Source organism: Candidatus Symbiopectobacterium sp. NZEC151 (assembly GCF_025962655.1).
In the GTDB taxonomy this organism is placed as follows: domain Bacteria; phylum Pseudomonadota; class Gammaproteobacteria; order Enterobacterales; family Enterobacteriaceae; genus Symbiopectobacterium.
This window is the reverse complement of record NZ_JAGFPE010000001.1, coordinates 1,673,664-1,697,916: the sequence shown is the minus strand read 5'-3', so window position 1 is coordinate 1,697,916 and position 24,253 is coordinate 1,673,664. Positions and strand designations below refer to the sequence as shown.

Below are 24,253 nucleotides of genomic sequence, written 5' to 3'. Positions count from 1 at the left end.
TTATCCTTAACATAACCGTTCCAGGTTGTGCGCGTAAAGTTCAGCGGCAACGGATTGGTATATTTTCCACTCAATATAATCACCTTCGGTATAGACGGTGCGAAAGTCAGCATAATCCGGAAAAAAACGCATGGTATTATTCCCGATGCGATTATTGATTTTTTCGATGATGGCATTGAGCCGCTGTTTGCGTTTTTTATTCATCAGCGTCAGCGTATCAATAACGTCTGTGGGTATCGGCTGTGAGCCACTTTCCCATAAACGCCAGCTTTCGCTTTCAGCGCCGTTGGCAATATAGGTGGCCGCTTCCTCAATATTCATAAAAAAGAGTTGACGTAAGGCTTGTAGCTCTAAATGGTTCATCATAATACCACTCCACAACGCAACGAATTATCCTGTCAGTAAATAACATTATTGCCTATTTACCGGCTTGATTGCTGTCACACTATTCTGTGCAACATTGTTTATTTGCAGTGTGATACAGGTTGGCTCGATCTTTGCAATACTCGATCTTTGCAATAAATTGTCTCACCGCTGTGATAGCAGTGTGTTTGATGAGAAGGCCTGTGCGCGGAGTAATCTGATGGTAGCGAACCCTGAAACCACCCTGCAATTTTTGATGACCTCGCGGCAGTGTGAACTGAACAGCCTGCGCTGCCTGCTGCAAAGCGGTGAGTTGGTTGGCAAAATAAGCCAACTGGTGCATATGCTGCAACGGGAGCGCGGAACTTCGAACCTGTTTTTGTGTGCGCAACAGAGCGTGGCGCCTGACGAGCTGAGATTGCGCGAGCAGGATGTCGGTGTGGCACAAGCGCAGGTGATGGCCCATCTGCTGCAACTCGAACAACGCACCGATTTGCTGCCTCAGGCGAGTCGACTGTTCAGCCGAGCGGCGAGTGTGGTTTACAGCCTCAGTTTGCTGCCGGCATTACGCCAAAAGCTACGGCAGCGCAGCCTGTCTCAGCCAGACGTGATGACTGCCTTCAACGATACCATTCGTCACCTGCTGGCGCTGGTGTTTGAGGTGTCTGATACCGCCGCAGAGCCGGGCATTGCCCGGGCGCTGATTGCCATGTTCAGCTTTATGCAGGGCAAAGAATTTGCCGGACAAGAGCGCGCGTTAGGTGCAGCAGCCTTTGCCACCGGCGCATTTACCCCGGATCGCCAGCAGGCGTTGCTGGATTTGATTGAACGGCAAGAACGGTGTTTCGATACCTTTGTCGATTTTGCCGATGATGACAACAAGGCTCGCTGGCAGCAACTGGGCACCGACCGCGAGTTTGAGCGCTTGCGGCGTATTGCCTGCACGCGCACGGCAGCGGGCGCGCTGAATGCAGGGGAAAGCATGCGCTGGTTTGCACTGGCGACGGCGCGTATCGATGGGATGAAACGCCTGGAAGATGCCCTGGAGCAAACGTTGATGGCGCTGTGCCAGCAGCGTATCGCGGCCGCAGAAGCGGCCTGCCGCGATCAGGCCGCCAGCGTTGAAAGCTTGCTTGAACAGCAGCAGGACCATGCGCATGGTTATTCGGTGTTTATGCCGGGTGAAGAGATGGCGGCCTCACAGAGTGCAGCCCAGTGGATCAGCAGCGATGGGGTGTGTCCGCAGTTGGGGCGCTCTTTGCTATCGTTGGTGCAGACGCAATCACGACGATTGCAACGCCTCGATAGCGCATTGACCGAGATGCGCGCTTCTTTAACCGAGCGCAAGCAAATCGACCGTGCCAAAGGCATGCTGATGCAGCATCGCGGCATGACGGAGGATGAAGCCTATAAAACGCTGCGCAGTCTGGCGATGAGTCAAAATAAAAAGCTGGTGGAGATTGCCACTGCCATGTTGGCGGTGGCCGATGTGTTCCAAAGCCCTCCCTGACGCCGTCGTCAGCGGCTTTATATGCACACTAATCGTGCGTGCGTTGCCAGATTAGTGTGCAATCCTGTGCGTCATATTTCAGCTTATAGAGCGATTGGCTGCTCGCTGGCAATGGCCTTACCGTTAGCGTTGTGAAGGTTATCTCCCTGCAAGTTATGGTGTTAACGGTGTTTCAGCGCACACTATTTGCAGTTTTTTTTGTGTTACACCGATGTTGGTATGGTTGTTGCTTTTAACTTCGTGCAGCGATGAGTCATTGCGAAACCTCGGGGATCGCAACGGATTCATACAGTAAACATGATTAAGTGCTCCTCTTCTGCCAACGGCGGTAGCTGGGGAACACGGGCAAAGGCGTCCATCAGCATGCGTTCGCGCATGGCTTATGGACGCCTTTTTTGTTTTTTACAGTCCTACCGGCTGTTGACGTAAGGGTCGCGTTGATGAGTGAGACGAAAAACAACACATCATTTTCCCGCCGCCAGTTTCTCGCGGGAAGTGCCGCACTCGGCGGAAGTTTTTTATTACCGGGGTTGATGAATAGCGTTTGGGCGGCCGGTTCTGACGCACCGGAGAAAACCACGATCCGCGTTGGTTTTATCCCTCTGACCGATTGCGCTTCGGTAGTGATGGCCGCAGAAAAAGGGTTCGATAAAAAATACGGTATCAGCATCGTGCCGAGTAAAGAGGCGAGCTGGGCTGCCGTGCGAGACAAACTGGTCTCCGGCGAGCTGGATGCCGCGCATATTCTCTACGGCCAGGTTTACGGCTTGCAGCTTGGGCTGGCGGGTCCACAGCACGATATGGCGGTGCTGATGACCCTGAATCAGAACGGGCAGGGCATTACGCTGGCGAATGCACTGCGTGATGCCGGTGTGACCGATGGCACGTCACTGAAGCAATTTATCGCCGCCAGTCCGGCGGGCACACACACTTTTGCGCACACCTTTCCCACCGGTACGCATGCCATGTGGCTTTACTACTGGCTGGCCGCGTCGGGTATCCATCCGTTTAACGATATCCGCACCGTGGTGGTGCCACCGCCGCAGATGGTGATGAACATGAAGATTGGCAACATGGTGGGCTGCTGCGTGGGTGAGCCTTGGAACCAGCGTGCCATCAGCGAAGGGATCGGTTTTACTGCCGCGACGTCGCAAGAGGTCTGGCCCGATCATCCCGAGAAAGTATTAGGCACTCGCGCCGCCTGGGTCGATGAAAATCCGCACAGCGCCCGTGCGCTGACGGCCGCCGTGCTGGAGGCCGGGCGCTGGATTGATGCTTCTGATGACAATCGGCGTGAAACCGCTGCTGTTATTGCCGGACGCGCCTACGTCAATACCAAGGCGGAGCAAATCGTCGATCGTATTCAGGGCAATTACGACAACGGCCTGGGTAAGCGTTGGAAAGATGAGCACGCCATGCGCTTCTACCGCGACGGAGCGGTGAATTATCCCTATCTCTCTGACGGTATGTGGTTTCTGACCCAGCACCGGCGCTGGGGGTTGCTCGATAGCGATCCGGATTATCTGGCGATAGCCAAAAAAATCAACCGTACCGAACTCTACAAGCAGGCTGCCAGCAGCGTGGGCAATGTGCCGCTGCCGGGCAGCGACATGCGCAGCAGTACGCTCATCGACGGCATTCGCTGGGATGGCAGCGATCCGGTGGGATACGCCAACGGTTTTAGTGTGAATAAGCGAGGCTAGCCATGAAAGTTCAGGCACAGGTTGTTCCTATTGTGGCACAGGTTGTGGAAACCGAGCCTCACAGCGCGCAGGTGCTCTCACTCCCGGAGACCGCTCGCCCCATAACATCGTCGCCCCCGGTTTCCGCGCCAGCATTACGGACGCCTCGTTGGCCGGTTCAGGCCAGGCGTCTGGCGCAGGCGATATTGCCCGCGCTGTTGGGCATCGTGCTGCTGCTGGGCGTGTGGCAAGTGGCCGCGCTCAATAGTGAAGGATTCCCGACGCCGTGGCAGACGGCGCAATCAGCCGCCGTGCTGTTCGCCGATCCTTTTTATGTCGCGGGTCCTAACGATCAGGGCATTGGCTGGAACGTATTGGCCTCTTTGAAACGCGTCGCTATCGGGTTTGGGCTGGCCGCACTGGTGGGGATCCCCACCGGGTTTATGATTGGCCGCTTTCGTTTTCTCGCTGGCATGCTCAACCCGGTTATCGCACTGCTGCGCCCGGTCAGCCCGCTTGCCTGGTTGCCGATCGGTTTGCTGCTGTTTCAGCGCGCAGAACCCGCTTCTAGTTGGACCATTTTTATCTGTTCGATTTGGCCCATGATCCTCAACACGGCAGAAGGTGTGCGCCGTATTCCTCAGGATTACCTGAACGTCGCGCGCGTGCTCAACCTCTCCGAATGGAACCTGATGTGGAAAATCCTGTTTCCTGCCGTGCTGCCCCATGTGTTAACCGGCGTGCGCCTGTCTATCGGTATTGCCTGGCTGGTGATCGTTGCCGCCGAGATGCTGACCGGGGGCATTGGCATCGGTTTTTGGATCTGGAACGAGTGGAACAACCTGAACGTGGAAAACATTTTGATCGCTATTCTGGTTATCGGCGTTGTGGGGTTGCTGCTGGAGCAGGGGCTGATGTTGTTGGCAAAACGTTTTAGTTACGACAACCAATAAGAGGATATCGCCATGTCATCAACGCCAATTATCCAAGTTCAACAGGTGAGCCAGCGCTTCTCGACCGCCAGCGGCGAGTTTCTGGCCCTGGACAACGTCAGCTTTGATATTCAGGCCGGTGAAACCCTCAGCCTGATTGGTCACTCGGGCTGTGGCAAATCCACCTTGCTCAACCTGATCGCCGGATTAACTGCGCCAAGTGACGGCGGATTGCTGTGTGATAACCGCGAAATCACCGGGCCGGGACCGGAGCGGGCCGTGGTGTTTCAGAATCACTCACTGCTGCCGTGGCTCACCACCTACCAGAATGTAGAGCTAGCGGTTGATCAGGTGCTGCGTCGCACCATGAGCAAAGCGGAACGCCATGACTGGATTCTGCACAACCTTGATCTGGTGCATATGAGTCACGCCAGCGACAAGCGACCTAACGAGATTTCCGGCGGCATGAAGCAGCGCGTTGGCATTGCGCGCGCGCTGGCGATGAAACCCAAAGTGCTGCTGATGGATGAACCGTTTGGTGCGCTGGATGCGTTAACGCGTGCGCATTTGCAGGATGCCGTGATGGACATTCAGCAACGGCTTAACACCACGATTGTGTTGATCACGCACGATGTGGACGAAGCCGTATTGCTGTCGGATCGGGTATTGATGATGACCAACGGTCCGGCGGCTACGGTGGGAGAGATCATGACCGTCGATTTGCCTCGTCCGCGATCTCGCGTCACGCTGGCAGACGATGCGCGCTACCACCAGTATCGCCAGCAGGTGCTCTATTTTCTGTATGAAAAACAGCCCAAAGCAGCCTGATAAGCGAGTAGCAGCATGAAGCGACTGGTGATTATCGGTAATGGCATGGCCAGCGCCCGGCTGGTGGAAAACCTGCTGCACGCCGCAGAGCAGTGTTTTCGGATCACGGTGTTCGGTGCTGAACCCTGCGCCAGCTATAACCGCATTATGCTCTCCCCGGTGCTGGGCGGCGAAAAATCCTTTACGGAGATCCTGTTGCCCGCTGTGGCACCCGAGCACGGTATTTGTTACCGCCTGGGGGAAGCCGTATACCACATTGATCGTGAACGGCGTTGTGTCGTCACGTCAGGCGGTGAAACCGGTTATGACCATCTGGTGATTGCCACCGGGGCGCGTCCGATGATGCCGCCGTGGCCCGGCGTTCACCTGGAGGGTGTCGTGGGGTTTCGCACCCTGCAAGATGTCGAAGCCATGCTTGCTGCGGTAAGCACCAAGGTTCCCGTGGTGGTGATCGGTGGGGGATTGCTCGGCATTGAAGCGGCGGCAGCGCTGCGGCAGCGAGGTGCACCGGTGACGCTAGTGCATCGTTCCTCGATCTTGATGGACCGACAACTGGATGCGACAGCCAGCGCGCTGCTGGTGCAGTCGCTGCAAACACGGGGTATCCAGTGCCTCATGTCGGTAGAGGTCGCCGCGCTGCAGGGAAACCCCCGTGTGGAACAGGTGCAGCTAACCGATGGCCGCTGCCTGTCCACCGGGTTGGTGGTGGTGGCGACCGGCGTTCAGCCGGAGTGTGAACTGGCACGTAACAGCGGTGTGCCTTGTGCGCGCGGCATTCTGGTCGATGGGCAGTTACGCACGAAGGATAGCGCGATCAGCGCGCTAGGCGAGTGCTGTGAGCTGCGGGGAGAAACGTTTGGGCTGGTTGCGCCTTGTCTGGCGCAGGCTCAGGTATTGGCGCAGCGTTTAGCGGGACACCCCGTCGAGGATTATCACTCAGAAATGCTGGCAACGCGCCTTAAAGTCACCGGGATTGAGGTGGTCAGTGCCGGTGAGCTGACGCCGCAGACGGATGACGAGGTACACACGCTGTTTGATCCGCTGACGCTGCGTTATCGCCAACTGATTTTTCGCGCCGGACGCCTGCGTGGCGCGCTGCTGTTCGGTGATGCCGGGGACAGTGCACATCTGTTGTCGGTGATGAAGGCGGGGGCAGCCCTTGAGCCTGCTCCTCTGCTATTTGGTCTCTCTTCCACGGCGGTTGAAGCCGTGCCGCAGTCTGCGAGGAGTCGTATGATGAGTAAACCTGTATTGATTGTTGTTGGCCACGGTATGGTCGGCCACCATTTTCTTGAGCAGTTGGTCGAGCGTGGTTTGCATCAGCAGTACCACATCATTGTTTTTGGTGAAGAACGCTACCCTGCCTACGATCGGGTTCACCTGTCCGAATATTTTGCCGGACGCAGCGCTGACGATCTTTCTATGGTGTCAGCGGGTTTTTTTGAACGTCATGACATCGAGCTGCGTACCCAGTGCGAAGTGACGGCCATTGATCGTCAGCGCCGCTGCGTAATCGATGTTCAGGGAAAAGAAACGCCTTATGACCAACTGGTGCTGGCAACAGGGTCGTATCCCTTTGTGCCGCCGCTGTCAGGCAGCGATCGTCTTGGATGCCTGGTGTATCGCACCCTGGACGATCTCGATGCGATTGCTGACTGTGCCGCGCAATCGCACAGTGGCGTGGTTATCGGCGGAGGGTTATTGGGGCTGGAAGCGGCCAATGCCCTGCGTCAACTGGGGCTGGAAACCCACGTGGTGGAATTCGCGCCGCGTTTGATGGCGGTGCAACTGGATGACGGCGGTGCCGCGATGCTGCGGCGCAAGATTGAGGCCTTGGGTGTGCAGGTGCATACCGGGAAAGCCACACAGGCGATTGTGGATGGTTCGGCGGCACGCCATCGCCTGTGCTTTGCCGATGGCAGTGAGCTGGAGAGCGATCTGGTGCTGTTCTCCGCAGGCATTCGTCCCCGTGACCAACTGGCCCGTGACGCGGGACTGGAGATCGGCGCGCGCGGCGGCATTGTGATTGACGATCTCGGGCAAACGTCTGACGCCAACATTTACGCCATTGGTGAATGCGCCTGCTGGCAACAGCAGGTATTTGGGCTGGTGGCCCCCGGCTACCAGATGGCACGCAGCGTGGCGGCGAGCCTCGCCGGACAGAATCAACCCTTTACCGGTGCCGATATGAGCACCAAATTAAAACTGCTGGGCGTCGAGGTAGCGTCTATCGGTGATGCTCACGGCAAAACCGTGGGTAGCCGACACTATCAGTGGCATGATGGTCCACGTGAAGTCTATAAAAGCATGGTGGTGTCGCAGGACGGCAAGCGCTTGCTGGGAGCGGTGTTGGTCGGTGACAGCAGCGACTACAGCACGCTGCTGCAAATGAAGCTCAACGACATGACGCTATCCGCGCATCCAGAAACCCTTATTCTTCCCGCGCATGAAGGCGCACCGGCGAAAGGGCTGGGTGTAGCCGCCTTGCCTGCAACCGCACAGATTTGCTCCTGCCATAATGTTACCAAAGCGGATATTTGTGCGGCAGTGGCGAGCGGTTGCCATGAATTGGGGGCGATAAAAAGCGGTACCAAAGCGGGAACCGGCTGCGGTGGCTGCGTGGCGCTGGTAAAACAGGTCATGGAGTATGAGCTCACGCAATCTGGCGTTGAGGTTAAAAAGGACATCTGTGAGCACTTTGCTTACGATCGTCAGGCGTTATATCACTTGATTCGCGTCAATGACATCCACACCTTTGATGACCTGATTGCTAACCATGGGCAAGGGCGTGGCTGCGAAATATGTAAACCGCTGGTTGGCTCGATACTCGCTTCCTGCTGGAACGACTATCTGCTGCAACCGCAGCATTTGCCTTTGCAGGATACCAACGATCGTTTCTTTGCCAACATTCAGAAAGACGGCACCTACTCAGTGGTGCCGCGCATTCCCGCCGGAGAGATCACGCCCGAGGCGCTGATCGCCATTGGACAGGTGGCTCAGCGTTATCAGCTCTACACCAAGATAACCGGCGGTCAGCGAGTCGATCTGTTCGGGGCCAGGGTCGAACAGTTGCCTGCTATCTGGCAGGAATTGCTCGACGCCGGGTTTGAAACCGGTCATGCCTACGGCAAATCGCTGCGCACGGTGAAATCCTGTGTGGGATCAACCTGGTGCCGTTACGGTGTGCAGGATTCTACCGCTCTGGCTATCCGGTTGGAGAACCGTTACAAGGGATTGCGCGCCCCGCACAAGATCAAAATGGCCGTGTCCGGTTGTACGCGTGAATGCGCTGAAGCGCAGAGCAAAGACATTGGCGTGATTGCTACGGATAAGGGCTGGAATCTCTACGTCTGCGGTAACGGCGGCATGAAACCGCGCCATGCGGATTTATTTGCCAGTGATTTGGATACTGACACCGTGATCCGCTTTATCGACCGGTTGTTGATGTTTTACATCCGCACCGGCGATCGCCTGCAACGCACCAGCACCTGGATGGATAATCTGGAAGGCGGTATCGACTACCTGCGCGAGGTTGTCATTGATGACGTGCTGGGCGTTGCCGACACGCTGGAAAGTGACATGCAACGGGTGGTGGACAGTTATCAATGCGAATGGCGCACCACGCTGGAAAGCCCCGATCGTCTGGCGCTGTTTCGTGGCTTTATCAATAGCGACGTGCCCGATGAAGGTGTGGTGCAGATTGCTGAGCGCGGACAACCTCGCCCCGCACCGCGCGATGCACTGCCGATACCTACAGCTGAAGCGACGTTGACCACAGAAGGCTGGACCTGCGTCGGCACCGTGGCGGATATTCCACCCAACGCCGGCATGGCGGCACGCGTTGGGGAACAGCAAATCGCCCTGTTCCATCTGGCGGGGCCGGTGCCACACATCTATGCGTTGGACAACCATGAACCGGGGAGCGCGGTCAACGTACTGTATCGCGGTATTGTTGGTGATGTTGACGGTGAACCTGTGGTTATTTCGCCGCTCTATAAACAACGCATTCGGCTTGAAGATGGCATCAGCTCTGATAATGACTGCCTGCGGGTTCGCGCCTGGCCGGTGAAAGTCGAACAGGGAAAAATCTGGGTGGCACATCGCGCCATGGCATCGTTTTCGCCTGTCGCGGAGGCATCATGAACACCTGCCGCACCACATGCCCCTACTGCGGCGTAGGCTGTGGTGTGCTGGCGGAGGTGACAGCCGAAGGGCAGGTTGCCATCAGCGGTGACAAAGCGCACCCGGCGAACTTTGGGCGGTTGTGCGTCAAAGGTGCGGCGCTGGGTGACACACTCGATCTGGCGGGCCGTCTGCTGTGGCCGATGGTCGACGGCAAACGCGTTGCCTGGGATAACGCGCTGGATAAGGTGGCGAATGAGTTGCGTGCCATTATCGATCAATACGGTCCGCAGGCGGTGGCGTTTTACGGATCAGGCCAACTGTTGACCGAAGACTACTATGTGGCCAACAAACTGATGAAGGGATTTATCGGCAGCGCCAACATGGATACCAACTCTCGGTTGTGTATGGCATCGGCGGTGATGGGTTACAAACGCGCCTTTGGCGCGGATGCAGTGCCGTGCAGTTACGAGGACATCGAACGAGCAGACATGGTGGTACTGGTAGGATCCAACACCGCCTGGGCTCATCCGGTGGTGTATCAACGTCTGTTACAGGCGAAACAACAGCGGCCCGCACTGCGCGTTGTGGTTATCGATCCGCGTCGAACGGCAACCTGCGATATTGCCGATTTGCATTTGCCACTGCGTCCCGGCAGCGATGCGGGATTGTTTAACGGGTTACTTCACTATTTGGCACAGCGCGATCGGCGCGGCCATCTCGACCTGACCGACGGCGAGACGGCGTTAGATCATGCACAGCGCTGGACACCGGAACAGACCGCCGATTTTTGCGCGTTGTCACAGCAAGAGATTACGCTGTTTTACCGCTGGTTCGCCGACACGGATAACGTGGTGACGGTCTATTCGCAGGGGATCAACCAATCGTCTTCCGGCAGTGATAAATGCAATGCCATCATCAATGCCCACCTTTTTAGCGGCAAGCTGGGGTATCCCGGCAGTGGACCGTTTTCGATAACCGGTCAACCGAATGCGATGGGGGGAAGGGAAGTCGGGGGGCTTGCCAACCAACTGGCAGCGCACATGGGGTTTACACCACAGGATATCGATCGCGTTGGGCGTTTCTGGGGAACAACCCGTGTGGCCCAACACCCTGGGTTAAACGCGGTTCCGCTCTTTCAGGCGATTGAGCAAGGCGAAGTAAAAGCGATATGGATTATGGGGACCAACCCGGTAGTCTCATTACCGGATGCCGATCGGGCGCGGCGTGCTCTACAGCGCTGCCCGCTGGTGATCGTCTCAGATGTTATGCGCCATACCGACACCACGGCATGCGCGCGCGTGCTGCTGCCCGCATTGGCGTGGGGAGAAAAGGACGGCACCGTGACTAACTCAGAGCGGCGTATTTCGCGCCAGCGGGCTTTTCTGCCATCGCCCGGTGAAGCGCGCGCGGATTGGTGGATACTCACCCAGGTTGCACAGCGCCTGGGGTTCACCGCCGCATTTTCCTATACCCATCCGGCGCAGATTTTTCGCGAACATGCAGCGCTATCTGGTTTTGAGAATCACGGTACGCGTGCGTTTGATATCAGCGCATTGGCAACATTAAGCGATGCGCAATGGCACGCGTTAACGCCGGTTCAATGGCCGGTCACCGCGGATGCGACTCAAGGAACCGCGCGATTATTCAGTGAGGGGCGATGCTGGCACCCTGATGGGCGAGCGAGGTTGATCCCGATTGTACCCAGCCTGCCTGCCGCAGCCCCTGACCGTCACTATCCATTGATACTCAATACCGGGCGTATTCGCGATCAGTGGCACACCATGACGCGAACGGGAAAAGCCGCCCGTTTGCTCCGTCACCTGAGTGAACCCTATTGTGAGATGCACCCGCAGGATGCTGCCGACAACGGTATACACGCCAGTGAGATTGTGCGATTGAGCTCAGCGCACGGATGGATGTTAGCCAAGGCGCAGTTGGACAGCGGGCAACAGCGTGGCAGCGTTTTTGTTCCGATGCATTGGAATCAACAGTTTAGTGGACAAGCTCGCGTAGGGAGCCTGATTGCGCCAGTAACCGATCCCCATTCAGGACAACCGGAAAGTAAACACGCGCGAATACGCATCCAGCCGTGGGCCACACGCTGGTTTGGCGAAATTTTCCTGCTGGGGGAACAGCCTCCGCCTCCCTGTGGTTACTGGAGCAAAATCACGGCAACGGGTATCAGTCATTATCGTATGGCAGAGCGTGAGCCTTTCGGTGACGGTTGGCAATGGCTGGCGCGTTACACCGCATCGATGGCGAGCACCTTTCAGCAACTGACCTATCAATGGGCACAGAGTGGCGATGGGCTGTTCTATGCCGTTGGTTGGCAAGGTCAGCAGGCTGTGATGGCGTTTTACGCACAACGCGAACCGCTGGTGCTAGCAAGCGCAGTGATCTATGAGACGCTTTTGAATGACGATTTACCGCTTGCGGAGCGCAGCCGAATTTTACTGTCTGGCGGCGCCTGCACTGAACAAGATGCAATGGGCGCCACCGTATGCAGCTGTTTTGGTGTAGGGGAGGGGGCGATTATGCAGGCAATACGCGGTGGCTGCCAGACGGCGGCAGCGTTAGGCACTCAGCTCAAATGCGGCACCAACTGCGGTTCCTGTATTCCTGAGCTTAAAGCATTGATACGACAACACGGTGAAACCATCGCCTTACAGCATGCTGGATAACGGGGTAAAGGTAACAGATGAAAAAAGTAACGAAAAACTGCCAGATTCCGGCAGGAGAGGCCGTTAACCCTGGCGATGTTTGGCTGGTGGGCGCTGGCCCTGGCGATGCAGAGCTGTTAACGATCAAGGCATTGCGTGTGATCCAGCAAGCCGATGTTATCGTGCACGACCGCTTGGTTTCCGAGCAGGTTATGGCATTGATACCTGCGACGACACTGTGTATTGACGTTGGTAAATGCCGTGGACGTCATCCACTGTCGCAAACCCAGATCAACCAACTGCTGGCGGAGTTGGCGCAAGCGCAGCAGCGAGTGGTGCGGCTGAAAGGCGGTGATCCGTTTATTTTTGGACGAGGCGGAGAAGAGATGAACTTCTTGCAGCATCAGGGTATTCGCTGCTGTATTGTGCCGGGTATCACGGCGGCTACAGGGTGCGCTGCCGCAGTCGGATTGCCGCTGACACACCGCGATTGTGCACAGTCTGTGCGTTTTATTACCGGGCATAGCCGAGAGGGTGAACCCGCACTTGATTGGCCGATGCTGGCGCGAGGCGAACAGACGTTAGTGTTCTATATGGGATTGAGCCATGCCAATCGACTTTCTCAGCAACTGATTGCGCATGGTATGGCAGGCACCACGCCGTTAGCGATTATTGAGCGTGGCACTCAGCCACAACAACGGCTACTGACCGCAACCTTGGCGACATTACCGAGACTGCTGGCGCAGTATCAACCTCAGTCGCCAGGTTTATTGGTGGTGGGCGATGTTGTACGTTTTTGTCGTTACCCGGCATTGACGCTGACTCCGGATGATGACATCGCTGTGCAGTGGACTGATGAACTTGTGCCGACTAAACAGCCATTTTGCTGTTAAATTCAGCGAGAGTTGTAAATAATGGGCTGCCGTGGTGAGCTTTTGAGCGTTCGGTTTTATCCCGGCGACAAAGGGCTTGCCATCAGCACGTAACCAGTCCATAATAGCGTCCATTCCTGAAACGGAAATGAAAAAATCTTATTTAATCAATAAGTTATAAGTGAAAACTTGTTGATATGACCAGAAGTATCAGGTCAATAGGCAGAATAAAGGCGCGTTGGCAGAGTGGCCATGCAGCGGATTGCAAATCCGCCCACCTCGGTTCGACTCCGGGACGCGCCTCCAATTTTCGCCCGGGTGGTGAAATCGGTAGACACAAGGGATTTAAAATCCCTCGGCGTACGCGCTGTGCGGGTTCAAGTCCCGCCCCGGGCACCATCATCACATCAATGGACGTCAACAGACGTCTATTTTTTTGTCTAAAATCCACGAGTTACAAGCTTTTCCTTCGTTCCGTACTCTCCCGGTATCAACACAATTCTATCGACATCAACTTGCGTGTGCGGGTACAAATACGGGTACATTTCGGTTCAATAAATCTCTGTACCCGCAACATCGCTTTTATTGAAGGAGCTGCATGATGGCACTCACGGACATGAAGGTACGTTCAGCAAAACCGGAAGAGAAAGCTTACAAACTCACCGACGGCAATGGGTTGTTTCTCCTGATACACCCCAATGGTTCAAAATACTGGCGCTTGCGTTATCGCTCCGATGGCAAAGAAAAGACGCTGGCCTTGGGACTCTATCCTGAAGTTAGCCTTTCTGAAGTGCGACAGAAACGCGATGAAGCGCGAAAACTGATTGCTGCGGGCATTGATCCCAACGAGCACAAGAAGGAAGTTAAAATTCAGCAGCACCATGCTGAACAAACCTTCGAGGCAGTGGCCCGCGCATGGCATGCCGACAACAAGAAATGGTCGGATGCACATGCAGCACGGATCCTGAAAAGCCTGAGCGACAATATTTTCTCCGCTATCGGTAGTACTCACATAGCAGATCTGAAAACGCGCGACTTGCTGGCCCCGATCAAAAGTGTTGAACGCTCAGGGCGGGTAGAAGTAGCCAAACGTTTGAAGCAACGAGTTAGCGTCATCATGACCTATGCCGTGCAAAACGGCCTGATTGACTATAACCCGGCACATGATATGGCCGGGGCAATTATGCCCGCCAAGGTTGAACACCGCCCGGCGTTAGAGCTTGAACGTTTGCCTGAACTGCTGGGCCGCATTGACAGATATAAAGGTCGGGAGTTTACCAAGTGGGTGATTAATCTCTCCCTGCTGCTTTTTATCCGCTCCAGTGAACTGCGCTTTGCCCGCTGGCCGGAAATCGACTTTGAACGCGCTTTGTGGACCATCCCGCCAGAGCGTAAACCGATCCCCGGCGTGAAGTTCTCTGAGCGCGGCTCAAAAATGCACACAGCGCATCTGGTTCCGTTGAGCCGTCAGGCACTGGAGATCCTTAAAAAGATTCGAGAGGTGAGCGGGCAGTATGAGCTGGTTTTCATTGGCGATCATTCACCACGTAAACCGGTTAGTGAGGGAACGGTGAACAAGGCGCTGCAAACCATGGGCTACGACACGAAAACGGAAGTATGTGGTCATGGATTTCGCACTATGGCCTGTAGTTCGTTGATTGAGTCGGGGTTGTGGTCGCGGGATGCAGTTGAGCGGCAGATGAGTCATCAGGAGCGCAATGGTGTGCGCGCTGCGTATATCCATAAGGCGGAACATTTGGATGAGCGTAAGCTGATGCTGCAATGGTGGGCGGATTTTCTTGATGCGAATCGGGAGAGGGCGGTGAGTCCGTTTGATTTTGGGAGGTTGACGGCGGGTTAGTGTGTAGTGGATAAGTAGGCTGTTATTCTGGCTGGATCAGATAACAGCTTATTTATCGGAACACTGCTAAATATTATATTAGGTGCAGCGTGTAATCATAAATTTTCGGTTTAAAAACTATCTTCCTAAAAACCCATGCATTATCTAGAACATGTGAATATTTTTGTTGCAGAAGTGGAAAAATGACACAAAATTGCATTCCTACGGAAACTTGACTGATATAATCATCAGAACCAAGTAATATTTTTCATAGCGTCAAGTATATCAGTTTTTAGCTAGGGTTTTCACACGGTTTGCACTGAAAACAGAAGTCAGATCGTTTTACTTAGATAATTTAAGTGTATTCAAAGATGCCGCTTATGTAGACGGCATTCTTCGTTCATGCTTGTTGCTGATATAAATAGCTCTCTTGCATTAAAAAAATATCGATCTCGTCCATTAAAATATCTATGCTGTGTTTTACTGCATCAATAAATTTTTCTATATTTTCTTGAGTCGGTAATATTGAGTTCTCACCATGAGCAATACAATTTCTGACATGTACCAGACGGTCTAGTGTACTGATTAAGTGTGTAAATCGTGCATAGTTAAAGTTAAACATCTGGCATAATTCCTTCAAAACTTCACTATGTAAATTAGATTTTGTTTCGATCTTTGTATTAAATCTAACAGTATTTCTCAACAATTCATTGAACTTATCAGTAAAAGTACATCTCTGTTCAAATGATTGTTTGCCACTTAAACTCCTATAAGTATCACCCAATCCGACAACAACAAGCCGGGTAGGGATTTGTAAAGGGGTTAATCCTAGACTATTTAAATGTTGTAAAAGCATTTTTAGTGAACTTACAACAAAACCCTCCCAATTTGCATAAATCATAGGTACGCACATACGCCCCCATAATATACTTTCTACCTGATGAGGGTTGACTCTAAATTTTGCAAATTCCCCATCCCTCCAGGCATTTGTCTCATTGATCTCTTCTACTAAACTATGCACTCCTGAAAATCTCCAATGCACGATCCATACGGTTACGGATACGTGTAGTTGAAAATGCTAAAACACTTATACCTTGGTATGCCTCATCAGTTAAAAGGGTGCTAATCGATCTTAAAATTTTATCCTCATTACCACTAATGGTGTCATATACTTTTGGTAAAGCGTAAGACATTGAGTCAAATAAATGAAGTGCAAATGGACCTTTGGGTCTAAACAGCTCCCTACCGTTATTTATTACTAGAAAATCGATTAAATCAATAAGGGATTTTTTTTCAGCATCTAAATCGAAGGCGAACTCTCCTTTCGAAACAACTCGCATGAAATCTGAAAGGAAATTCGGTATAGTTGTCTTGAAATCATCATTGAAATGTTTAAATGCAAAATAGCGTAAAACAAGTTCCTCTAAAAACATTTCTTCTTTTTTTGTTGGTGAGGGACTTATTAAATTAATAAAATTAGGCATCGCAGCCACATCACGTAAAATTTGATTTAGATCTACAGGGTAAGATCTAAATATACAGTTTCTTATTTCTTGGTCAGAAAGTGGGCTTGCGCCAGTATTGAGTCTGTTAAAAAGTTCATAACGAATATCCTCATTGCTATCCCATCTGACTATTTCTACACGACACACAGCTCTCTTAATTGTGGTTTTTAATCTTATAGGTAAGTCATTGATTTTTATGTTTACTAACTCAGAGACTATTTCACCTTCACAGAGTTGAAGGTTATTTTTTTCAGGAAAGCTAGAAAGTATCCCAAAAAATGAAAAAATTGTAGATATGCGTTGAAGCCCGTCAACAACTTCCCATTTACCTTTGTCATCTTCGGCTACGAAAATTGGAGGGATCGGAATTCCTAATAATACTGATTCAATAAATCTTGTTTGTTGAAAATTAGACCATCGGAATGCTCTTTGGTATTCAGGGGTGATGAATAAATCACCATCCTCGTACATATTCATCAGTTCACCAAAAGACATATCTAAGCGATCTGCTTTTAGCGAATTTCTTTTCTTGGTTATAACTTCTTCAATATCAACCATGGCTGCTCCGTCAAATCACTAACAATTAGGAAAATAATGATTTATAAAAATACTGATTTTACCCCTCATTATTACAGGTTAGGCAGGGCAGAAACAATACTTGTGAACAGATTAAATTTGATGCTTATTGGTGTGTTTTTTGCTAACGTGTTGATTGTATTGTAAATTAACATATTTGCTATCCTGAATGATCTAAAAATCAAGCTGATGAATGATAAGTTTAACGTTCGTTCCACTCGCTGAGACATTTGGAATACCTGTTATGGCTTCGATGTGGGCTTTGTGTGTCATTAAATATTTCACTTTGTTGTGATAAATTCAGGTCTTCCAATATCAGTAAATTTTTTATATCAGAGCTTTGAAAGTGGAGCAATAAAATTTTCCTTCTTCTCGCAATCTCTGACAATACTGCTTTAGTCAATTTAAAGAGTTAACTGCCTTGGCAGTCTATATTTTCAACCTCTGTCGGGATAAGTTGGTATACTACCAACGCAGTGGGGCGCTTTGTTCTGTCAATAGAACTTTGTCTATATCGTCTAAGTTTCTTCTGCACTGTTAAAACGATTGTAGTTATCACTTAGTGCTGCAGGCATTCGATGACATCTGAGTTTATTTTGTAAATATTCCTACTCACTGACCTATTATTCATAATAACGCCTTTATTATTTTTAATGATGTTGCACGAAAGTTAAAAATGGCTGTCTGGTGTTGCCTTACTGAATTACTATAAAACAAGCTTCGATTGCACAAGAATTGATTGGATGCATGAGAGCTATTCAAGCCCCCATGCTGATATCAACAATTTGTTAAATCTAACTCTTCAACGGCTGTATATATACCAGTTATATCTTTCCATTTTATTCTAAACTGATTTCTCTTTTTAACAGTAGCCTTTTTATCTGTGTATTTAATATTGATGCCGGGATCATAATAGATAGTCGAAGCAGCTAATGCAGAGAAAAACTTTTCAAATTCTGCACCTGTTGCTAGTGTTACTGAAGGTCCATAACGATAATATCTTTCAGAATCAGAGTCTTGATATTCATAAGATACAAAACACGTTTTTGCATGTTTTCTTTTCCAGTGGTTTAGTAATTTTTCAAAGCTCCATCCAGCAACTAGCTCTCCTGAACGATCCCTGAGAAATAATCCCCCATTCATGTCTATGATTTTGTTTTTGATTAAGTCATAACCTTCGAGATTTAATGATAAGCCTGTTTTATTATTTGTATCTCCAATTTTATGTATACTGGCAAAGTCAACCCGATCTTCTCTTTTACTGGATGCATAATTATGCATGAATGAATGGATATCTTCAATATATTTCCCTGTATTAGGTTCAGGAGTCATTAATGTTACTACAGAACCAGAGTGTGCTTTTAATTCCCAGTCTAAAAAATCCGGTTCAGATTTACCGTTAGGTATTATTCCGAAGAAACTTTCAAGAGTAAATCCAGCACCGTTTTTAGCTTTGTAATCTATAACATTCCCTGTTTTATCTAATCTTCTTGATTTTATATATCCGTATTCATGAATTTCTTTTAGTTTTTCTATAAGAACTGTTTTGCTTTTCTGAATTAAGGAAGGGACTTCATAAAAGACGGAAAAAACAATTGATAACTCTTTTCTTTCTATTGCGCTTTTTATTTCTAATGATACATTATCGTCCCATGCACTCATATATGTTAAAACATGGTTATTACATACACCAATGATAAGATATCGATGCATGTTTTTTCTAAGTTCTCTCTCCTGCTTTGTCGGTGGCCGCATAAGATGAGATGGTGAAAGTTTACATTTTTTCAGTGTCCCTGAAAGCCTAACTTCCGGGTATTGTGGATATAAAATTATTTGTGAACCAGGTGCAACTTCCTTATTCCCATCAGGAGTGATCCAAAATAAATTTATGGCTGCATTAAGTGTGTCACCTTTGGATGATATTCCTGAATATATTATTTCTCCAATAGGCAGGCCTTGGATAACTGAATAGTCTGAACCAAGGTATATCTGTTGTTTAGAGTTATCATTATTAGCAAGTCTTTTTACGATGACTCTTTCCGCACCCATGTTTGACAAAACACTGCATATCTTTTCAAAATTAACTGAGCCTTTGTTCATTTTGACTTCCCCATCAGTCAGCGTCATCCATCACAGAAAAATCTTAGATACAGGGTAACCCGATTGATGAGAAAATTGAATGAGATTTAGTATGAGGGAGGTCTGAGGATGGAAGGCAACATGGTTGTTAATATTTTAGTGATCATTTATTAAAGTCAATGTAATCATATTGTTATATCTTGTTTATGCCTTTTGTATTGATCTCTGCACTTACATCACTTGCGCAGAGCCATTCTTCTATTCGCTCTGATACTTCTGTTTGAGATGCTTTTGAGCGGCCTTTAAGAGCACATTCCCATATCAGTAACACTTTCCATCCTGTTGCTATCAATTTATGTATAACCAGACGATCTCTATGAACATTATCACCAATTTTTTTCAACCAGAATTCAGTTCTTGTCTTTGGGATCTTGAAAAGGTCACACTGATGCCCATGCCAAAAGCATCCATGCACAAAGATAACAGCCCGGTATTGTTCTATAACAAAATCCGGCCGGCCAGGAAGTTCTTTTACCTGAGGGCTATAATCCACTTCCAGTTCATCAAGAATTCTGGAAATTTTTTTTTCTATGGCTGTGTCACAGTTGCGTATTGCCTGCATATTTTTTCTGCGAGTCAATTTGTCGTGGACATCAGCCATAGTGGTTTATGCCGCCTGATTATTTTTCTTCTGTAATTGTACTGCCTTCAATATAAAAGGTTTCAATAATTGTGCTGTAGCGGAAAAAACCGGGACGATAACAGAGTTACCAAATTGCCTGTATGCCTGCGTATCTGATACAGGTATGAAAAAAGTATCCCCTTTGGGGCTCTCAAAACCCATTAATCGGGCGCACTCCTTGGGTGTGAGCCGCCGAGGTCGGTTCCTCTGATTTTCTGGATTGTCAAAGTCGACTTCTCCAAGCTTCATATCCCATCCGCGGTCAATCAGTATCTCTGAGCCATCCTTATGGTAACGTGCTGATAAGGTACGCGCTACACTTTCACTGTTTGAAGGGGATACTAAGCCAAACCCAAATCCATTGCCTTTAGCTTGGTGTTTTTTTGCATAGTTGTATAAATACTTCCATAACTTTGGTGTAAGAATATATTTATCATCGACACTGTTCTCAAGTAAATCGCCAAATGTGGGGCGTTTTTCAGGGAAATACTGTGAGATATTACGTAAAGTGAAACCTTGATGGATATTCAAATCACGGCGAAACCCTACTAACACAATCCGCTCTCTGTGTTGAGGAAGGAAATTTTTCCCGTCAATAATTTTAGGATCTGATGGACCTGAAAATTCAGCATCTGCGACTGTATAGCCTAACTCATCAAGAGTGTTCATAATTACTTTGAATGTTTTACCCTTATCATGACTTTTCAGATTTTTCACATTTTCAAGTAAAAATATGGCTGGTTTTTTTGATGCAATAATTCTTGCAACATCAAAAAACAGCGTTCCCTGAGCTTCACATTCGAATCCGTGTGCTCGTCCGAGTGAGTTCTTTTTCGACACACCTGCTAGTGAGAACGGTTGGCATGGGAATCCTGCTAGCAATACATCGTGATCCGGTATTTCTTTTTGGATGTTCTTGTAGGCGTCTGCTTCGCTGATCTCTTCTTTATCACTTAGAGTTATTTCTCTGATATCAGAATTAAACACATGCTGTTCTGGATCACAAAACCAGTTTGCTTTATAAGTACGGACAGCTTCTTTATTCCACTCGCTGGTGAAAACACATTGTCCCCCTATAGCCTCAAACCCTTTTCTGATACCACCAATTCCGGCAAACAAGTCAATGAATCGAAAATCATAGCATGGATGGTTTTTCGGTGGTTTTGGTAGCATGTTTCTAAGGACTTCAACCTCAGCTTCAACCAGAGGTTTTTGGAAGGTTTTCCCACTGAGCCATCGACTAAGCGTCTCTCTTGTCCAGTCGCTGCAACCTGTTTCTCGTAATATTTTAGCTATAGACTTTTGGTCATAAGATTCAAGAAGTTGGTAAACTAACTTTTTATCTTCCTCAAGCTTTTGTTGTTGTGTAGCCTTCGATTTTTCATTCACGTCTTGAGCGTATGAGATAAACTCTTTCATCTTAGTGTCCAGCAGTGTCAAATTAGTGACACCATATCACGTATTTTACCCAGAAGAAATAAATTGTATGTATATACAGTGTTTTCAATTGACTATATACAGCAATGCTCTGTTTAATAAGTGTTCTTTCACTCGAAAAATCTTTTCATTGTTTTGCTGATTAGCACTTTTATACCACAAAATATCGTTTTCCAGCCTTTCATGTGTCCCCGATTAGCTGCAGATACCTTTGACAGCATGTTCGGCTTCAATACACCCTAAAATAGCAAAGAGCTGGTGTTCGGTGAATCGTGTTTTGTGTATAGCGATCTCCGCTGAAGGCATACCGTATGCCGGAGCTTGGTTAAAGTTAACAGCGTTTAAATTTCAACTGACTCATCCCTGTAGACTACCTAGCCCTTTAGTTTGAATACAAAAGAAGGGATTAGTATTAAGGGGGCGATCTGGTAGCATAGCTTTCACCATTCCAACACAGCGATAACACGCTGTTGAGGGCTATTTTTTCGTCGAGCGAAAATTAAGAACTAATTCGGCAAGCTCATCTTCGACGGTATAAAAGTAGCTGGCAGGAATATCAAGCACTGTTGCCAAACGACAGGCAAGATCAAAATCAGGGGTATGTACTCCTCGCTCATATTGATTCATCCGTGCGCTTGCCGTGGATTCATCAATGCCAGCAAGAACGCCAAGCCGCTGTTGCGACAAGCCTGCTCTCAATCTGGCTTCTTTTAAACGCTGTGGCAGCATGACAATCCCGACCAACCCAATGTGGAATCCTTAGTGTTGACGTACTCTGTTAGGAAATATACTAAGTATTACTTAGTTAAGTGTCTTAAAATAAGCGCTTTTATGCTCGAATACAGGGATAAAGCGGACTTAACGCGCGGTGCGGTTTCTGTTAAAGAGCGCAACTATCGACATCTTGTATAGCCAACAGTGATTTTCAGAGCTGTATGTTGGGCGTGACTAAGTATTACTTAGTATTGGTGTTGGAAACGTCTTCTGTCACTTCAAACAGGGAGGAAACATGGCTAGGAAGAGTGATAAACATCCAGCAGATATTATTGCTATGTTGCACAAGAAACGGATTACGCTGGCAGCGCTATCCAGACAGGCTGGGCTTAGTTCATCAACACTGGCTAATGTCCTTATCCGACCGTGGCCGAAAGGTGAATTCCTGCTCGCAGGAGCATTAGGGATTCATCCTTCGGAGATCTGGCCAAGCCGCTACTTTGATTCAGCGGGCAACCCTATTGATCGTCAAAAGCAGATCAGGCGAAAGCTTGAGTAACTATTCTTTGGTGCCAGTAGATGTAAATTAGGAGTGGAGGGGATCCGATTTTTTGAGGTCGGGTTCCCCCTTCTGATGCGTTGATTGGCTAATGGTGCAATTCGACGTTAATCCTACTGCTTTATGACGACGGACGCGAGCGATCGATACGTCGCTGCATCCACTCTTCCACTTCACTTCTTAGCCATCGCGATCGGCGGCCCAGCTTGATCGGTTTCGGAAACTCGCCGTCCTTAATCAGTTTATAGAACCACTTGTCGGTCATGCCGGTATACGCGGTGATATAGGCCATATCAACGAGTGGGTTATTTGCAGAATGCTGTGGGTGGGTATGGGTCATGAGTCGAACTCCTTCTGAAAGATGAAGGGTGGAAGAAAACCGGCACGCGCGTGTCCTGATGCATGACGACTTTCTCTTTAAGAATTGGAGGGGGGCTCTATTGATGTCCGTCGTGCTCTCTGAAATCCTGCTTTTCACCGCTGCAGACCAAGGGGCGCTAGCTCCGGATATGCAGGGCTGGTTTTTTCTCCCGTGTGTTTTTCGTTCGTCTCTGCTTCCGGTTAATCGTTTCCCAGCACAACCCGTCACGCAAGGGTGAAGTGCACGCATGCTGCGCCCTTGCGTGCCAGAACGATGCCGGGAAAGCGAACCGTCAGGCGATACGAAGACGAAAACCACACAACCGACGGAGAAAAAACCATGAAAACTTCCCTGCATACCCGGACCAGCGCCCCTAACACTGCAACGGCGACCAGCGTATCCCCGCTGGACCCGTCAGGCTCCTCAAAAACGAAATGGTCTCAAACCCAGACGGATATCTGCCAGACCGTTACCAACCACATCATCGCTGCCCTGGAAGCGGGCGTAAAACCCTGGATCTGTCCCTGGCAGCGTGTGCCCGGCATGTCAGGTTTACCGTCTAACTTTGCCACTGGCGTCGCTTATAGCGGCATCAATATCATGCTGTTATGGTGCAGTGCCTCTAAACAGGGATTCAGCGATCCGCGCTGGATGACTTACAAGCAGGCGAAGGCAGTGGGCGGGCAAGTGCGCAGAGGTGAACACGGCACCACGGGCATTTTTTATACCACCGTGGAGAAGGAAAACGAGGCGGGCGATATCGAGCATTTCCCCATGTTAAAAACGTTCATTGTCTTTAACGTTGAACAGATTGACGGTTTGTCACGGGACGATGCGCCAACACTACCCGCTGAAACCTTCGAGACGTTGTCGCGCGTTGAAACCCTTTTTCACCACAGTGGCGCGACCATTACCGAGAAAGGACAAAACGCGTTTTACCGGCCATCAACCGATGAAATCTGGCTGCCAGAGCGCCGTCTTTTTTCTGATGCCGCTAATTTCTACGCGACCGGTCTGCATGAACTGGTGCACTGGACGGGTGCCAAAAGCCGTCTGAACCGTGATATGAAAGGGCGCTTTGGCAGTGAGGATTATGCGTTTGAGGAGTTGATTGCTGAGCTCGGAAGCGCGTTCCTGATGGCCGATCTGGGTATTACCGGCGAGGTTCAGCATGAAAGCTATATCGCCGCATGGTTAAAGGCACTGAAAGACAACAAGCGTTATATTTTCAAAGCGGCCAGTGCGGCCTCAAAAGCGCATCGCTATTTGATGGATAGACTCTGAATTAGACGGGGCAGCAAAGGAATGCTGCCTTTTAGGTTATAGATTTAATGTTGTAGAGCCATAGTGAGATGACGTTCAGTCATGTTTGGCATTGAAGAGTTATGTCATGCTTAGGCACTTTTTTCAATCAGTTCTCACGAGCAGATAAGTGTTGTGAGTTAAACCGCTTGATTTTTTAATAGATAAGATTAAAATTTTATGAAATATTTATTTTGGAAAAAATTTCGACTGGTTTGCTATGAAT

18 protein-coding genes and 2 tRNA genes are annotated in these 24,253 nt (G+C 49.8%); 12 read left to right on the top strand and 8 right to left on the bottom strand.

Annotation, left to right across the window (positions count from 1 at the left end):
- Window positions 1-6: 6 nt before the first annotated feature.
- Window positions 7-363 (bottom strand): YdiL family protein, encoded by a 357-nt coding sequence (locus tag J5067_RS07650; protein WP_264650863.1) that lies wholly within the window; start codon window positions 361-363, stop codon window positions 7-9.
- Window positions 364-583: 220 nt separating this feature from the next.
- Between J5067_RS07650 and J5067_RS07645 the strand changes: the two genes are divergently transcribed.
- From J5067_RS07645 to J5067_RS07600, 10 genes are all read left to right on the top strand, one after another.
- The gene (locus tag J5067_RS07645) at window positions 584-1,873 is read left to right on the top strand and encodes a nitrate regulatory protein (protein ID WP_264650801.1); all 1,290 of its coding nucleotides are present in this window, start codon (window positions 584-586) and stop codon (window positions 1,871-1,873) included.
- A gap of 440 nt (window positions 1,874-2,313) precedes the next feature.
- Window positions 2,314-3,576: a CmpA/NrtA family ABC transporter substrate-binding protein gene (locus J5067_RS07640; protein WP_264650800.1), complete on the top strand. Its 1,263-nt coding sequence runs from the start codon at window positions 2,314-2,316 to the stop codon at window positions 3,574-3,576.
- A 2-nt stretch (window positions 3,577-3,578) separates the two neighbouring features.
- Window positions 3,579-4,508 (top strand): nitrate ABC transporter permease, encoded by a 930-nt coding sequence (gene ntrB, locus J5067_RS07635; protein WP_264650799.1) that lies wholly within the window; start codon window positions 3,579-3,581, stop codon window positions 4,506-4,508.
- Between the two features lie 12 nt (window positions 4,509-4,520).
- Window positions 4,521-5,315 (top strand): ABC transporter ATP-binding protein, encoded by a 795-nt coding sequence (locus J5067_RS07630; RefSeq protein WP_264650798.1) that lies wholly within the window; start codon window positions 4,521-4,523, stop codon window positions 5,313-5,315.
- Window positions 5,316-5,330: 15 nt separating this feature from the next.
- Complete coding sequence (gene nirB / locus J5067_RS07625) at window positions 5,331-9,458, top strand: nitrite reductase large subunit NirB (protein ID WP_264650797.1); 4,128 nt, start codon at window positions 5,331-5,333, stop codon at window positions 9,456-9,458.
- Window positions 9,455-12,121: a nitrate reductase gene (locus tag J5067_RS07620; protein ID WP_264650796.1), complete on the top strand. Its 2,667-nt coding sequence runs from the start codon at window positions 9,455-9,457 to the stop codon at window positions 12,119-12,121. Before nirB ends, J5067_RS07620 begins: the two co-directional genes overlap by 4 nt.
- 17 nt (window positions 12,122-12,138) lie before the next feature.
- A complete protein-coding gene (gene cobA, locus J5067_RS07615; RefSeq protein WP_264650795.1) occupies window positions 12,139-12,993 on the top strand; it encodes a uroporphyrinogen-III C-methyltransferase in 855 nt (284 codons plus the stop codon).
- Window positions 12,994-13,204: 211 nt separating this feature from the next.
- Window positions 13,205-13,278: transfer RNA gene (locus J5067_RS07610), tRNA-Cys, on the top strand.
- 6 nt (window positions 13,279-13,284) lie between these two features.
- Window positions 13,285-13,371: transfer RNA gene (locus J5067_RS07605), tRNA-Leu, on the top strand.
- 202 nt (window positions 13,372-13,573) lie between these two features.
- A complete protein-coding gene (locus tag J5067_RS07600; RefSeq protein ID WP_264650862.1) occupies window positions 13,574-14,833 on the top strand; it encodes an integrase arm-type DNA-binding domain-containing protein in 1,260 nt (419 codons plus the stop codon).
- A gap of 379 nt (window positions 14,834-15,212) precedes the next feature.
- On the opposite strand, the gene J5067_RS07595 is transcribed toward J5067_RS07600, so the two are convergent.
- The 6 genes from J5067_RS07595 to J5067_RS07570 form a co-directional block, all read right to left on the bottom strand.
- Complete coding sequence (locus tag J5067_RS07595; RefSeq protein ID WP_264650794.1) at window positions 15,213-15,833, bottom strand: MAE_28990/MAE_18760 family HEPN-like nuclease; 621 nt, start codon at window positions 15,831-15,833, stop codon at window positions 15,213-15,215.
- A complete protein-coding gene (locus J5067_RS07590) occupies window positions 15,826-16,875 on the bottom strand; it encodes a DUF262 domain-containing protein (protein WP_264650793.1) in 1,050 nt (349 codons plus the stop codon). The genes J5067_RS07595 and J5067_RS07590 overlap by 8 nt, the downstream gene beginning before the upstream one ends.
- Before the next feature lie 795 nt (window positions 16,876-17,670).
- Complete coding sequence (locus tag J5067_RS07585) at window positions 17,671-18,993, bottom strand: MvaI/BcnI restriction endonuclease family protein (protein WP_264650792.1); 1,323 nt, start codon at window positions 18,991-18,993, stop codon at window positions 17,671-17,673.
- 172 nt (window positions 18,994-19,165) lie between these two features.
- Window positions 19,166-19,633 carry a very short patch repair endonuclease gene (locus J5067_RS07580; protein ID WP_264628412.1) on the bottom strand — a complete coding sequence of 156 codons (468 nt, stop codon included), beginning with the start codon at window positions 19,631-19,633 and terminating at the stop codon, window positions 19,166-19,168.
- 6 nt (window positions 19,634-19,639) lie between these two features.
- Entirely contained in the window at window positions 19,640-21,073 is a 1,434-nt protein-coding gene (locus tag J5067_RS07575) for a DNA cytosine methyltransferase (protein WP_264650791.1), read from the bottom strand.
- 495 nt (window positions 21,074-21,568) lie between these two features.
- Complete coding sequence (locus J5067_RS07570; RefSeq protein WP_264628501.1) at window positions 21,569-21,820, bottom strand: helix-turn-helix transcriptional regulator; 252 nt, start codon at window positions 21,818-21,820, stop codon at window positions 21,569-21,571.
- A gap of 280 nt (window positions 21,821-22,100) precedes the next feature.
- Here J5067_RS07570 and J5067_RS07565 point away from each other — a divergent pair, with 280 nt between their 5' ends.
- Window positions 22,101-22,364, top strand: a complete 264-nt coding sequence (locus J5067_RS07565; RefSeq protein WP_264650790.1) for a helix-turn-helix transcriptional regulator — start codon at window positions 22,101-22,103, stop codon at window positions 22,362-22,364.
- A 121-nt stretch (window positions 22,365-22,485) separates the two neighbouring features.
- Here J5067_RS07565 and J5067_RS07560 read toward each other — a convergent pair whose 3' ends face one another.
- Entirely contained in the window at window positions 22,486-22,704 is a 219-nt protein-coding gene (locus tag J5067_RS07560) for an AlpA family transcriptional regulator (protein WP_264650789.1), read from the bottom strand.
- 360 nt (window positions 22,705-23,064) lie between these two features.
- Between J5067_RS07560 and J5067_RS07555 the strand changes: the two genes are divergently transcribed.
- Window positions 23,065-24,009: an ArdC family protein gene (locus J5067_RS07555; protein ID WP_264650788.1), complete on the top strand. Its 945-nt coding sequence runs from the start codon at window positions 23,065-23,067 to the stop codon at window positions 24,007-24,009.
- Window positions 24,010-24,253: the final 244 nt, after the last annotated feature.